At 66.3% G+C, this 13,710-nt stretch carries 13 protein-coding genes; 2 read left to right on the forward strand and 11 right to left on the reverse strand.

Going from position 1 to position 13,710, the window contains the following annotated elements:
- Positions 1-44 precede the first annotated feature (44 nt).
- The 3 genes from CFB89_RS09085 to ndk all read right to left on the reverse strand — a co-directional run bounded on the left by CFB89_RS09085 (position 45) and on the right by ndk (position 2,818).
- Positions 45-1,034, reverse strand: coding sequence for a helix-turn-helix domain-containing protein (locus CFB89_RS09085; protein WP_089467574.1), 990 nt, complete (start codon positions 1,032-1,034; stop codon positions 45-47).
- Between the two features lie 163 nt (positions 1,035-1,197).
- Entirely contained in the window at positions 1,198-2,337 is a 1,140-nt protein-coding gene (rlmN, locus tag CFB89_RS09090; RefSeq protein WP_050013195.1) for a 23S rRNA (adenine(2503)-C(2))-methyltransferase RlmN, read from the reverse strand.
- 55 nt (positions 2,338-2,392) lie between these two features.
- Positions 2,393-2,818 carry a nucleoside-diphosphate kinase gene (ndk, locus tag CFB89_RS09095; RefSeq protein ID WP_006478674.1) on the reverse strand — a complete coding sequence of 142 codons (426 nt, stop codon included), beginning with the start codon at positions 2,816-2,818 and terminating at the stop codon, positions 2,393-2,395.
- Between the two features lie 249 nt (positions 2,819-3,067).
- On the opposite strand from ndk, the gene CFB89_RS09100 reads away from it, so the two are divergent.
- Positions 3,068-3,766 (forward strand): Bax inhibitor-1/YccA family protein, encoded by a 699-nt coding sequence (locus tag CFB89_RS09100; protein ID WP_089467575.1) that lies wholly within the window; start codon positions 3,068-3,070, stop codon positions 3,764-3,766.
- 46 nt (positions 3,767-3,812) lie between these two features.
- Here the strand turns inward: CFB89_RS09100 and CFB89_RS09105 are convergent, their stop codons facing one another.
- Complete coding sequence (locus tag CFB89_RS09105) at positions 3,813-5,141, reverse strand: IS4 family transposase (protein ID WP_089467576.1); 1,329 nt, start codon at positions 5,139-5,141, stop codon at positions 3,813-3,815.
- A gap of 117 nt (positions 5,142-5,258) precedes the next feature.
- The gene (gene rlmD, locus CFB89_RS09110) at positions 5,259-6,563 is read right to left on the reverse strand and encodes a 23S rRNA (uracil(1939)-C(5))-methyltransferase RlmD (RefSeq protein WP_306427122.1); all 1,305 of its coding nucleotides are present in this window, start codon (positions 6,561-6,563) and stop codon (positions 5,259-5,261) included.
- 327 nt (positions 6,564-6,890) lie between these two features.
- Between rlmD and CFB89_RS09115 the strand changes: the two genes are divergently transcribed.
- The gene (locus CFB89_RS09115; RefSeq protein ID WP_089467578.1) at positions 6,891-7,745 is read left to right on the forward strand and encodes an endonuclease/exonuclease/phosphatase family protein; all 855 of its coding nucleotides are present in this window, start codon (positions 6,891-6,893) and stop codon (positions 7,743-7,745) included.
- Between the two features lie 30 nt (positions 7,746-7,775).
- Here the strand turns inward: CFB89_RS09115 and CFB89_RS09120 are convergent, their stop codons facing one another.
- From CFB89_RS09120 to CFB89_RS09145, 6 genes are all read right to left on the reverse strand, one after another.
- The gene (locus CFB89_RS09120) at positions 7,776-8,552 is read right to left on the reverse strand and encodes a 3'-5' exonuclease (protein WP_074802594.1); all 777 of its coding nucleotides are present in this window, start codon (positions 8,550-8,552) and stop codon (positions 7,776-7,778) included.
- Between the two features lie 3 nt (positions 8,553-8,555).
- Positions 8,556-9,644, reverse strand: a complete 1,089-nt coding sequence (gene rpoS, locus CFB89_RS09125; RefSeq protein ID WP_089467579.1) for an RNA polymerase sigma factor RpoS — start codon at positions 9,642-9,644, stop codon at positions 8,556-8,558.
- A gap of 11 nt (positions 9,645-9,655) precedes the next feature.
- Positions 9,656-10,546: a peptidoglycan DD-metalloendopeptidase family protein gene (locus tag CFB89_RS09130; RefSeq protein ID WP_089467580.1), complete on the reverse strand. Its 891-nt coding sequence runs from the start codon at positions 10,544-10,546 to the stop codon at positions 9,656-9,658.
- Positions 10,547-10,551: 5 nt separating this feature from the next.
- Positions 10,552-11,484, reverse strand: coding sequence for a protein-L-isoaspartate(D-aspartate) O-methyltransferase (locus tag CFB89_RS09135; RefSeq protein WP_089467970.1), 933 nt, complete (start codon positions 11,482-11,484; stop codon positions 10,552-10,554).
- Positions 11,481-12,242, reverse strand: a complete 762-nt coding sequence (gene surE, locus CFB89_RS09140) for a 5'/3'-nucleotidase SurE (RefSeq protein ID WP_089467581.1) — start codon at positions 12,240-12,242, stop codon at positions 11,481-11,483. The genes CFB89_RS09135 and surE overlap by 4 nt, the downstream gene beginning before the upstream one ends.
- A gap of 217 nt (positions 12,243-12,459) precedes the next feature.
- Positions 12,460-13,665, reverse strand: coding sequence for a CaiB/BaiF CoA-transferase family protein (locus CFB89_RS09145; RefSeq protein ID WP_050013203.1), 1,206 nt, complete (start codon positions 13,663-13,665; stop codon positions 12,460-12,462).
- Positions 13,666-13,710: the final 45 nt, after the last annotated feature.

Below are 13,710 nucleotides of genomic sequence, written 5' to 3' on the forward strand. Positions count from 1 at the left end.
GGCCTGCCAGTATCGACGGCAAGCCTTCGCCACGGCGCTTGACGTCAGGGCAACGTGAACCGCGCCACGTTACCCCGCGCTGCCGAATATTTTGCCGGATCGACCGGTTTTCCGTCGAACGCAACCGCGTCGAGGCCGGCCTTGTTGCCGATCGTGACCTTGAACGGCCCGTCACCGGCAACCTGCTTCGTTTCGCCGGCGCGCACCAGCGCCGAGAACAGCTCCTTGCCGTTCCTGTCGCGCACGCTGAACCAGCAATCCTGCTTGACCTTCAGTTCGACCATCGACTGGCCTGCCGCCACCACGACGCTCGCGGGCTGGGCCGGCGCGGCCGTGCTCGCCGCTGCCGCTTCCGTCACGGGCTGCGACGCAGCCGCCGTCGCGACCGGAGCCGCCGGCGCCGGGGCAGCCGATGCGGCAGCCGGGGCCGGAACCTCATTCGCCACCGCCGCCGACGCGCCGTTCGTCGCCGCCTCTTCGGCAGACGACGATGCCGCCGACGCGCTCGCAGCGGACGCATGCTCGGCGTCGCCGCCCTTGAAGCGCGCGAGCAGGCTCGACGAATCGCCGCCAGTGTGCCACATCAGTACGGCGACCACCGCGACGACGACGATCCCCGTTCCCCACAGCCACGGATGGTTGCGCGACGAGCCGCCGAGCGGAATCGACACGCGGCCGCGCGGCAGATCCGTGCCCGACGACGCAGGCATCGACAGATCGACTTCCGGCACCCCGCGCTCGCGGCGCAGCGCCTGCGCGAACGGCTCCGGATCGACGCCGAGCATCTTCGCGTAGCTGCGCACGACACCGAGCGCGAACGTCACGCCGGGCAAATGGCTGATGTCGCCGGCCTCGAGCGCCCGGAGTTTTTGCGGTGCGACCTTGAGTCGCGCCGACACGTCGTCGACCGACCAGCCCTTCGTCTCCCGAAGCTGCGCCAGGCGGCTGCCGACCGCCGCCAGCGATTCCAGTCCCGCCGGTGCCGGCTTTGCGGCATTCGTCTCTGCGCCGTTAGACGGCTGCGGCTCACTCATCCTTGTCCTCGCGTCGATTCTTCTTCACTGGCGGCTGCCGCCGGCCCCTGCCGGCCGGCACCCGCAACGGTTCATACCATGCGCGGCGCCGAGGCGCCGCGACCGATCGCTATTCGCGTGTTGCACCGCCAAAGGGTTCGGGCACCCCGGCCAGGTGCCCCCGTCAAACTGCCCGAACTTCGATGATTTTTCCTGCCGCGCCCGTCCGCTCCGCGAGGCGCGTGCGATCCTTCACCGCGCCGGCCAGTTGCCCGCACGCGGCATCGATGTCGTCGCCGCGCGTCTTGCGCACGGTCGTGACGACACCCGCATCGATGAGGATCTGGGCGAAGCGCTTGATCTGCTCCGGCTTCGAGCGGATGAGGCCCGATTCCGGAAACGGATTGAACGGGATCAGGTTGAACTTGCACGGCACGTCACGCGTGACGGCCAGCAGTTCGCGCGCATGCGCTTCGGTATCGTTGACGCCGTCGAGCATGCAGTATTCGAATGTAATGAAGTCGCGCGGCGCGACTTTCAGATAACGCTGGCACGCGGCCATCAGCTCGCGCAGCGGATACTTCTTGTTGAGCGGCACCAGCTCGTCGCGCAGCGCATCGTTCGGCGCATGCAGCGAGACGGCCAGCGCGACCGGCAACTCGGCGCCGAGGCGGTCCATCATCGGCACCACGCCGGACGTCGACAGCGTGACGCGACGGCGCGACAGGCCGTACGCGTTGTCGTCGAGCATCAGCCGCATCGCGGGCACGACCGCGCTGTAATTCAGGAGCGGCTCGCCCATGCCCATCATCACCACGTTGGTGACGACCCGTTCGGCCTTGCCGTTCGGGCCGGGCGCGCGGCCCAGCGACGCTCGCAATGCAAATTCGGCCATCCGGAGCTGGCCGATGATTTCAGCTGTCGACAGGTTGCGGGAGAAGCCCTGCTTGCCCGTCGAACAGAAGCGGCAGTTCACCGCGCACCCGGCCTGCGACGACACGCACAGCGTGCCGCGCGTCTCTTCCGGGATGAACACGGTTTCGACCGCATTGCCGTTTCCGACGTCGATCAGCCACTTGCGCGTACCGTCGGCGGAAACGTGATCGCTGGCGATGTCCGGCATCACGATCGATGCGCGGCCCTTGAGTTTTTCCCTCAGGGACTTCGCGAGATCGGTCATGCCGTCGAAATCGCCGGCGTTGTATTGGTGGATCCAGCGCTGCAACTGCTTGGCGCGGAACGGCTTCTCGCCCAGGCTGCCGCAGTACGCGACAAGACCCTCGGCGTCGAAGTCGAGAAGATTGACGGAAGTTTCGCTCGTCATGATGTGCTGCCTTGCCGCGTGCGCTGAATCCTGCCTACTTGCTGTCAGCCAGGGCTTAACGCGAGTAAACGTTCATTTCCGGGAAGAAGAACGCGATTTCGACCGCTGCCGTTTCCGCAGCGTCCGAGCCGTGCACGGCGTTCGCGTCGATGCTGTCGGCGAAGTCGGCGCGGATCGTGCCCTTTTCCGCCTTCTTCGGATCCGTTGCGCCCATCAGGTCGCGGTTCTTCAGGATCGCGCCTTCGCCTTCCAGAACCTGGATCATCACCGGGCCCGAGATCATGAAATCGACGAGGTCCTTGAAGAACGGACGCGCTGCGTGAACTGCGTAGAACTTCTCTGCGTCGGCACGCGACAGGTGCGCCATGCGCGATGCGACGATCTTCAGGCCGGCGCCTTCGAAACGGCTGTAGATCTGGCCGATCACGTTCTTTGCCACCGCATCCGGCTTGATGATCGACAGGGTGCGCTCGATTGCCATAAAAACTCCAAAAAATTAAGAAGTTACAGGTTCAAATGAATCCGCTATTGTAGCACGATCCCGTGTATCATTGCGATTGAACCCTTACATACGTGAAAGGTTCGAAATCCCTGTGTTTTGTGCCGCCCGGCCATTGAAACCTCCGGGCACGGAACGTATCTTAGCCATAGCTGCTCCGGTTTGCTGCGCCGCACACCGCGTGCGCCGAACCGGCCCCGGACGCTCACGCGTTCAATGTTAGGAGAAACCATGAACGACTATCCGTACAATTTCGGCCGCGGCGGCTCCGTCAGCACCGCCGAGGTTCGCAACCGCGTGCTGCGGAACACGTACTGGCTGCTCGCGCTGTCGATGGTGCCGACCGTGCTGGGCGCCTGGGTCGGCGTCGCGACGGGCTTCTCGCTGTTCGCGGCCACGAGCCCGATGATGAGCCTGCTCGCGTTCTTCGCGATCGCGTTCGGCTTCATGTTCGCGATCGAGCGGACCAAAAACAGCGCGGCCGGCGTGTTCGTGCTGCTCGGCTTCACGTTCTTCATGGGCCTGATGCTGTCGCGGCTGCTGAGCTTCATCCTCGGCTTCTCGAACGGCCCGTCGCTGATCATGCTCGCGTTCGGCGGCACCGGCATCATCTTCGCCACGATGGCGACGATCGCCACCGTCAGCAAGCGCGACTTCTCGGGCCTCGGCAAGTGGCTGTTCATGGGCGTGATCGTGATCCTGCTCGCGTCGGTCGCGAACATCTTCCTGCAACTGCCGGCGCTGATGCTCACCGTGTCGGTGCTCGCGATCGCGATCTTCTCGGCCTACATGCTGTTCGACGTCCAGCGCGTCGTGAACGGCGGCGAGACGAACTACATCTCGGCCACGCTCGCGATCTACCTCGACCTGTACAACGTGTTCACGAACCTGCTCGTGCTGCTCGGCATTTTCGGCGGCAACCGCAACTGACGTTCGGCACGCACCATGAAAAACCGGCCCGCGGGCCTAATGCCGTTCAGTTAAGGTTCTTTTTAAGGACACGGACGGCATAGCGTTTTGGCACGGCCTTCACGGCCCGCTCGAATTTTCGAGCGGGCCGTTCTTCTTTGAGTAGCGCGACCAGACGTAGTCGCAGTCGTTGCAGCAGGGCTGGGAGTTTGCCCTGCGCACGGGTAACCGCGGCCCAGTGCAATTCGTACTGGATGACGTGGAAGGCGCGCACGAAGCTAATCTCGGTCGGCTCGCACTTCACCGCAAGCGCGGCCTTGGCAATCTCCAATCGCACGAGGTTGTAGGCAATCAGCGCGCCCCAGATTTCCTGATACACCCCCTCAACGCTGCGGCTGCGCAGGATCGGCGCCATGCCCATCATCGTCTGCTTGAGTTCTCGATAGCTGGTTTCAATTTGCCAGCGGCGCGCATAGCAGGCCACGATATCGGCGCTCGTGTAGCGTTTTCGGTCGAACAGTGACGTCAGCAGTACGCGCTTGCGGGCACTTGAGTCGACCAGGGTGACGGCTCGCGCCTGCCACACCTCTGGCAGGTCCGGGCATTTCTTGCGTGCCTGGGGCGACACGCGCATGCTTACCACCGCATCATCAGGCGTTCCCTCGATGACTTCCCATTTGGTGTTGGCCTTGGCCGGGATGAGGAAGTGACGGTTCGAACCCGCGCGGCTCAAGCCACACAGGATTTCTGCAGATAGAAACCCCTTGTCGAATACCGTCAGCGAATCATCGGGGATGGCGTCGAGCAGATCCTTGGCATATAGCATCTCGTTCGTGCCATACGGACCGAACGCCGCGCTGCGGATCAGGTGCGTGGGCACGGCAGTCAGCGTCACGCCACGGACCTGCGGATAACTGGCGATGGTGTTGCCGGCATAAACCTGGGCGCCGAAATGAGCCCGATGTTCGGGGGTGTCCGCCGTCCTGAGCGTCGTGCCATCCATCGCAAACAGGCTCAACCCCTTGAACAGGTATTGTTTGCGGTCCTGCTCGGCCCACGCCTTGGCCGACAATTCGAACAGCGCCTTCAGTGGTTGCGCGCCCAGGCGCTGCCGGGCCTGAGCGACAGCGCTCTTGCTGACGAACGGCGCCTGCATATCCGGTAGCGCAAGATCGAGATCGTCGACAACCTCGCTGATCGATTGATGCCGATACAATGCCAGCGCAATAACCAGCCAAACAACCTGCTCAGCGGGCAAGCGGCGTTGCCGGATGCTCGCCCGTCCCGTGTAAGCCACCACCTGCTCAATCCACTCGTAGGGCAAGTGCTCGCCCAGGCGAGCCCAGTCGGGCGCCTCCTGTTCTTCAGCGAGAAAATTCAGGGTGTCATCAAGCATGGCGACGCAGGTTAACAGCCTCCATCACCGTTTACAACACCCAAAACAAAAATGCCGTTCAGTTCTTAACTGAACGGCATTAGCCCGCGGGCCGGTTTTTTACGTCCGCCGCCCGGCTCAGTCGCGCTCGAACAGCGCGATCGATTCGACGTGCGACGTATTCGGGAACATGTTCACGACCCCGGCGCCCTTCAGCCGGTAGCCGGCTTCGTGCACGAGCAGGCCCGCATCGCGCGCGAGCGTCGACGGGTTGCACGATACGTAGACGATGCGCTTCGGCAGCGGGCCTGCGCCGCTCTGCGCGATCTCGGCCAGCGCCTTCGACACCGCGAGCGCGCCTTCGCGCGGCGGGTCGATCAGGAACTTGTCGAATGCGCCGAGTGCGCGCAGGTCGTCGCCCGTGACTTCGAACAGGTTCCGGCACGCGAACGTCGTGTGGCCGTCGACACCGTTCTCACGAGCGTTCGCGAGCGCACGCGTGGTCAGCGTATCGCTGCCCTCGATGCCCATCACCTCGCGCGACAGCCGCGCGAGCGGCAGCGTGAAGTTGCCGATCCCGCAGAACAGGTCGAGCACGCGATCGTCGCGCGACGGCGCGAGCAGGCGCAGCGCACGCCCCACCAGCACGCGGTTGATCTGGTGATTGACCTGCGTGAAGTCGGTCGGCTTGAACGGCATGCGGATGCCGAATTCCGGCAGGGTGTAATCGAGCGATACGTCGAGCGGGTAGAACGGCGTCACCGTGTCCGGCCCCTTCGGCTGCAGCCAGAACTGCACGTTGTGCTCGTCAGCGAACGCGCGCAGCAGCGCTTCGTCGTCCGCGTTGATCGGCTCCAGCACGCGCAGCACGAGCGCGGTGACGGCCGAGCCGACCGCGAGTTCGATCTGCGGCATCCGGTCGCGAATCGACAGCCCCTCGACGAGCCGACGCAGCGGCACGAGCATCGCCGACACGTGCGGCGGCAGCACTTCGCAGCTCGTCATGTCGGCCACGTAGCTGCTCTTCTTCTCGTGGAACCCGACCAGCACGCCGCCCTTCTTCGCGACGTTGCGCACGGTCAGGCGCGCCCGGTAGCGATAGCCCCACGACGGTCCATGGATCGGCGCGAACATCGTTTCCGCGCGCAGCTTCGCCAGGTGCCACAGGTTGTCTTCCAGCACGCGCTGCTTGACCGCCACCTGCGCACGCATGTCGAGATGCTGCATCGAGCAACCGCCGCAGGTGCCGAAGAATGTGCACTTCGGCTGCGTGCGCATCACGCTCGGGCGCAGAATGTCGACAACCGTCGCCTGCTCGTAGCTCGGCTTGCGGCGATAGCTCGAATAGGTCACGCGCTCGCCCGGCAGCGCGCCTTCGACGAAGATCACCTTGCCCGGCTGACCGTCCTCGGTCATCGTGCGGCCGACACCGCGCGCTTCCATGTCGAGCGATTCGATCTCGAGAACCGGGGCAGGACCGGGCGCGACGGGCGCGTTTTTCGATTTGCGCGCAGAAGTGGGGACGGCTTCGGACACCAGCTTTTCCTGACAAACGTTGAAGAAGGCGAGATTGTAGACGACGACGGCCCCCGTCGCGCGCTTTCGTCGCGCAAGCGCCGATGCCGATGCGCATGCCGCGCTGCGTGGCGCCGGAGCGGCCGACGATCGCGCACCCCGTTGCACGCCGGCTGGCCGGTCGCGTGCGATTCGCGGCACGGCCCACCGGCGGCACGGGTTCTGCTCGCAGCAGCAGACCAAGGAGATTCGACCATGCGATTGATCGACTGGAACATCCAATGGGGTCGGGACGCCGACGGCGTGGTCGATCTGTCCGGCACCGTCGCGGCTATTCGCCGGCTCGGCGATTTCGACGTGCTGTGCCTGCAGGAGGTCACGCGCGGTTTCGACGCCCTGCCGGGCCGGCCAGGCCCGGACCAGTTCGCCGAACTCGCGGCGCTGCTGCCCGGCTATACGATCGTCGGCGTCATCGGCGCCGACCTGCCGGCCATCCGGCCACGCGCACCGCGCCGCCAGTTCGGCAACGCGATCGCGACGCGGCTGCCGATCGGGCGCGTGCTGCGTCACTCGCTGCCGTGGCCGGCCGACGCCGGTGCGCCGTCGATGCCGCGCGTCGCGCTCGATGTCGAGCTGCATACGCCGTTCGGGGCGTTGCGCGTGGTCACCACGCATCTGGAGTATTACTCGGCACGCCAGCGGCTGGCGCAGGTCGACGCGCTACGCGACCGGCATCGCGACGCCTGCGCGCATGCGACCCATCCCGCTCCCGCCGAAACCGCCGACGGGCCGTTCACCGCGACCGGACAACCGCGCGATGCGATCGTCTGCGGCGACTTCAACAGCGCGTTCGGCAACGATGCGTACCAGCGCTTTCTGGAGCCGATTGCCGACGCACCCGGTTTCGTCGACGCGTGGGTCGCACGGCATCCCGGTCGCACGCCGCCGCCGACGGCCGGCGTCTACGACACCGCACAATGGTCGGAAGGCCCGCTCGCGTGCGATTTCGTATTCGTGACCGACACGCTGTTGCCGCGCGTCGTCGGCTGCGAGATCAACGGCGACGTACGCGCGTCCGATCATCAGCCGGTGCTGCTCGAACTCGCCTGATCGCACCGGTTGCGGCGCGGCCTGCCCGCGCTACGCGTCGAAGCCCGCCAGATATTCGACCCAGTGCGGCGCCGGTTCCAGCGCGAGCGCGTTCTTCACGAGCAGGATCTCGTCCGCGTACTCGCTCGGCGTCAGGCCGCCGCGCATCAACTGGAACCGGCAATACAGCAGATACGTATTGACGACGTCGGTTTCGCAATAGTTGCGGATTTCGTCGATCCGGCCATCGCGGAACGCCGGCCACACCTGGCTGCCGTCCATCCCCAGCTTGCCCGGGAAACCGCACAGCTTCGCCAGCGCGTCGAGCGGGGCGTTCGCGCGCGCCTGATACATCGCGAGCACGTCCATCAGGTCGGTATGCCGCGAGTGATAGCGCGAGATGTAGTTGTTCCACTTGAACTCGCGGTCGTCCTCGCCGAGATCCCAGTAGCGGGTGGCGGGAATGCCGTGCACGAGCGCGCGGTAATGGAGGACCGGCAGATCGAAACCGCCGCCGTTCCACGACACGAGCTGCGGCGTGTACTTCTCGATCACGCGGTAGAACGACTGGATCAGCGTCGCTTCGTTGTCCTGCGGCGTCCCGAGCGAGCGCACGCGAAAACCGTTGTTGTCGCGGAACACGCACGAGATCGCCGCGATCCGCTGCAGATGATGCGGCAGGAAATCGCCGCCGGTCTTCTCGCGGCGTGCGGCAAACGCATGTTCGGCCACCGCGGCATCGTCGAGCGTCGCGGGCAGGTCTTCCAGACGGCGAATGCCGTCGACATCGGGAATCGTCTCGATGTCAAAAACAAGGATCGGGGTCATCAGTTACAGAACGGCGTCCTTGCGCACGCCGTTGGAGGCGAAGAACCGCTTGAGGCGCACCAGCGCTTCCTGCTGGATCTGCCGCACGCGCTCGCGCGTGAGCCCCATCTCGTCGGCGAGTTCCTCGAGCGTCGCCGGTTCGATGTGGTTCAGGCCGAAGCGGCGCTCGATCACGTGCCGGTGCTTGTCGGACAGCCGCGACAGCCACGCGCGCGTCAGCGTTTCGAGTTCGCGGTGCTGCACCTCGGCGTCGGGCGACTGGCTCTGGTCGTCGGGCAACAGGTCGAGCAGGCTGCTCGCGGGATCGAGATCGAGCGGCGCGTCGAGCGACGCGGTGTGTTCGTTGAGCGCGAGGATATCGGTGACTTCCTCGGCGGTCTTGCCGGTGAGATAGGCGATGTCGTCGATGCTGGCTTCGCGGCGTTCGGCCGCCTCGCCCGTCGACATCGAATTCTTTTCGAGATGGCGCTTCGCGCGCAGCACCTGGTTCAGTTCACGGATCACGTGCACGGGCAGGCGCACCGTGCGAGCCTGGTTCATGATCGCCCGCTCGATGCTCTGCCGGATCCACCACGTCGCGTAGGTCGAGAAACGGAAACCGCGCGTCGGGTCGAATTTCTCGATCGCGTGCATCAGGCCGAGGTTGCCTTCCTCGATCAGGTCGAGCAGCGGCACGCCGCGGTTCAGGTAGCCCTTCGCGATACTGACGACGAGACGCAGGTTGCGCTCGATCATCACCTGCCGCGCCTCGAATTCGCCGGCCTTCGCCAGGCGCGAATAGCGCTGCTCTTCCTCGACGGTCAGCAGCGGCTTCACGCTGATGCGGTTCAGGTAATGCTGGATCGTGTCGGCCGTGAGCTCGGCCTGCAGCAGCGTGCGGAAATCGTCGACGTCGGGCGCCGCTTCCTGGCGGCCTTCGCGCTCGTCGTCGCCACCGTCCGCTTCGGCGTCGCGGGCCTCGAGATCGCGTTCGTTTTCCGCGACGTCGTCCTCGTCGTCCGTCGAAGCACCTGCTCGCCCCACCGATGCTTGCGTGGCACGACTGATCTTCTCAGACTCGGCTTGCGGCTCGTGGCGCTTCGATTTCGGCATGGTCGTCTCGGTTATTGAGGCGGCAAATACTTCAGCGGATCGACAGGCTTACCCTGCCGGCGAACCTCGAAATGCAGCATCACGCGGTCGGCATCGCTGTTACCCATCTCGGCGATCTTCTGCCCCTTCGTTACCGCGTCCCCCTCTTTTACCATCAAAGCGCGATTGTGTGCATACGCCGTGAGGTAAGTTGCGTCGTGCTTGATGATAATGAGGTTGCCGTAACCACGCAGACCGTTGCCGGAGTAAACGACACGGCCGTCCGCCGCCGCCTTCACGGCCTCGCCGGCCGTCCCGCCGATATTGACACCCTTGTTCTTCGCATCGTCGAACCCGTTCAGCACGGGGCCGCGCGCGGGCCACGCGAACGTCACGGGACCGCTCGGCGCCGCCGCCGTATCGCTCGAGCCGGTTGCCGCGGCCGGCGGCGTGGCGGCGAGCGAGGACGACGTGCCGGCAGCCGGCGCGGCCGGACCGCTGCTCAGCGGTGCGGTCGCGACCGCACCGCCGACGATCGGCGCGGCGGCCGGCGTGCCCGCGACCGCGGCGCCGGCTTGCGGCGACACGCGCAGCAGCTGGTCGACTTCGATCTGATTCGGGTTCGCCAGATTGTTCCACGCGGCGATGTCGCGATAGTTCTGCCCGTTTTCAAGTGCGATCCGGTACAGCGTGTCGCCCGGCTTCACCCGGTAGTAACCCGGCGGCGCCGGCGGAAGCGGCGCCGCGGGCTGCGCGGCGGCGGTCGTGCCGAGCGACCCGGAGCGATCGACGACGGGCGCGTTGTCGAGCCGCGTCGCACAGGCGGCCAGCAGCGTGGAGAACGCAGCCACACAGATCGCGCGCTGGGCGAGCGTGAGCGGTTCCCTGGATCGGTTGTTTTGCATCGCGCGCAACATACTCATCGGTTTCAAATCACTCCGGATTTTAAAGGGACAAAGAAAACGCGATCAAGCCGGGACGCTCGCCATTGCGCGTGCGCGACGCGCTCGACGAGCGTGAGCACCTGGTGCTGCCCGCTCTGGCCGCCGACCGGCGCGACGAGCCGCCCGCCGATCGCGAGCTGCTCGAGCAGCGCCTGCGGCACGTCGAGCCCCGCCGCGGCGATCACGATCGCGTCGAACGGGGCCGCGGACGGCAGGCCGACACGCCCGTCGCCGTAATGCAGACGGATGTTCGGCACGCGCAGCGGCCGCAGGTTCAGCTTCGCGCGCTCGTAGAGCGGCTTGATGCGTTCAATCGAATACACGTCGCGTGCCACGTGGCTCAGCACGGCGGCCTGATAGCCGCAACCCGTGCCGATCTCGAGCACGCGCTCGAGCGTGCGGCCGGCCATCGCGAGCTCGATCATGCGCGCGACGACCGACGGCTTTGAAATGGTCTGCTGGTGGCCGATCGGCAACGCCGAATCCTCGTAGGCCTGCGTCGCGAGCCCGGGATCCACGAACAGGTGGCGCGGCACCGCGGCCATCGCGTCCAGCACGCGCGCATCGGTCACGCCGTTCGCGCGCAGCCGTTCGACCATCCGCTCGCGCACGCGTTCCGACGTGAGGGCGAACGCGCCGGCCGGCGCGATGCTCGGCGCAGCCGGCTTCGGCAGTGCGGGTTTCAGCGCGGTCGGCTTCGGTGCGGTCGCCGGCTTCGCGGCGGCGATGCCCGACAGCGGCACCCGCGCGGCGGCCGGCTTCACCGCAACCGGTTTCAGTACGGCTGCGGGTTTGTCGGCGGCCTTCGGCACCGCGCCCGCCGCTTGGCGTTCGCCGGCCCGACCTTCCGATTTGCGTGGCGCTCGTTTGAGATCTTCGAGCGCGAGCGGGAACCGCTTCGCGCGCTCGCCGCTCATGAAGCCCGCCCTCCGGCGCGCGCCCATTCGCGCGTCGCGGGCAGCATCTGCGTATGCGTGAGATCGAGCTGCAGCGGTGTGATCGATACGAAACCGTTTGCGACGGCGTGGAAATCGGTGCCGTCGCTGGCGTCCAGCGCGTCGCCCGCGGCGCCGATCCAGTAGATCGGCTCGCCGCGCGGGTTGGTCTGGCGAATCACCGGCTGCGACGGATGACGCTTGCCAAGACGCGTGACCTTCCAGCCCTTCAGGTGGTCGTACGGCAGGTTCGGAATATTGACGTTCAGCAGCGGGTTACCCGGCAGCGGATGCGCGAGATAGTGCGCGACGATTTCCGCGGCGACGCGCGCGGCGTCGGCCAGATGGGCCCAGCCCTTGTCGACCAGCGAGAACGCGACGGCCGGCACGCCGAACATGATGCCTTCGGTGGCGGCCGCAACTGTCCCCGAATAGAGCGTGTCTTCGCCCATGTTCTGGCCGTTGTTGATGCCGGATACGACGATGTCCGGCCTCGCGTCGGCCATCCCCGTCAGCGCGACGTGCACCGAATCGGTCGGCGTGCCGTTCACGTAGAAGAAACCCGTACCCGCTGCGCGCTGCACCGACAGCGGCCGCGACAACGTGAGGGAATTCGACGCGCCGCTGCAGTTCTGCTCGGGCGCGATCACCGTAAGCTCGGCCAGCGGCTGCAGCGCTTCGCTGAGCGCGGCGAGACCGGGGGCGAGATAGCCGTCGTCGTTGCTGAGTAGGATTCGCATCCGGCGATTGTAACCGAGGAAAGATGGCGCGAGAGCGACAGTCCGGCCGCCGCGGACGGCCGGGTATACGCATGGGCATGCGATGCGCCGCCGCACTGCGCGGCGGCATTCCGCGCGCTGGGGAAAACACCGGGCCGCCGGGTTTTCCGCCCGGACAAAATCGCCTCGGGGAACCCTTCGTCGAGCGGCCCGGCGCAAAGCGCCACGCCGGATGCGCTCAGATCGCGCCCGCCTCGCGCAGCGCGGCAATCGCGTGCGCGTCGTAGCCGAGGCCGCGCAGCACCTCGTCGGTATGCTCGCCGAGCTCGGGCCCGAGCCAGCGCGTTTCGCCCGGCGTGTCCGACAGCTTCGGCGTGATGTTCGGCAGCGGAATGTCGGTGCCGTCGGCCAGCTTGAAACGCTGGATCATCTGGCGCGCGACGAACTGCGGATCGGTGAACATGTCGGCCGCGCTGTAGATGCGCCCGGCCGGCACGTCGGCCGCATTGAGCACGACGAGCGCCTCGTCGATCGTGCGCGGCGCGAGCCACGCGGCGATCGCGTCGTCGATTTCCTGCGTGCGCGGCACCCGCCCGTCGTTTTGCGCGAGCGCGGGATCGTCGGCGAGGTCGTCGCGCTCGATCGCCTTCATCAGCCGCTTGAAGATCGGATCGCTGTTGCCGCCGATCACGATGCTGCCGTCGCGGCATGCATACGTATTCGACGGCACGATGCCCGGCAGCGACGCGCCGGTGCGCTCGCGCACCATCCCGTACACGCCGTATTCGGGCACCACGCTTTCCATCATGTTGAACACGGCTTCATACAGTGCAACGTCGACCACCTGCCCCGCGCCGCCGTTGACCTTGCGGTGATGGAGCGCCATCAGCGCGCCGATCACGCCGTGCAGCGCTGCGATCGAATCGCCGATCGAAATGCCGATGCGCGGCGGCGGCAGATCGGGATAGCCGGTGATGTGGCGCAGCCCGCCCATCGATTCGGCGATCGCGCCGAAGCCGGGCCGGTCGCGGTACGGGCCCGTCTGCCCGTAGCCGGACAGACGCACCATCACGAGGCCCGGATTGTCGGCCGACAGCACGTCGTAGCCGAGCCCGAGCTTTTCGAGCAGGCCCGGGCGGAAATTCTCGATCACGATGTCGGCCTCGCTCGCGAGCTGCCGCGCGATCGCCTTGCCGGCATCGGCTTTCAGATTGAGCGTGACCGATTTCTTGTTGCGCGCCTGCACCGACCACCACAGCGACGTACCGCCCTGCTCCGGATGGAGCTTGCGCCACTTGCGCAGCGGGTCGCCGCCGTTCGGATCCTCGATCTTGATCACTTCCGCGCCGAATTCGGCGAACAGCCGCGACGCGAACGGCCCCGCGATCAGCGTTCCGAATTCGAGCACTTTGACGCCCGCGAGCGGGCCCTGGCTGGTGCTCATGTGTCTCCCTGGCATGAGGAACGGCGCCGCCGGCAGGCGGCGCCC

The sequence above is a fragment of the Burkholderia sp. AU16741 genome (assembly GCF_002223345.1).
Lineage (GTDB): Bacteria > Pseudomonadota > Gammaproteobacteria > Burkholderiales > Burkholderiaceae > Burkholderia > Burkholderia sola.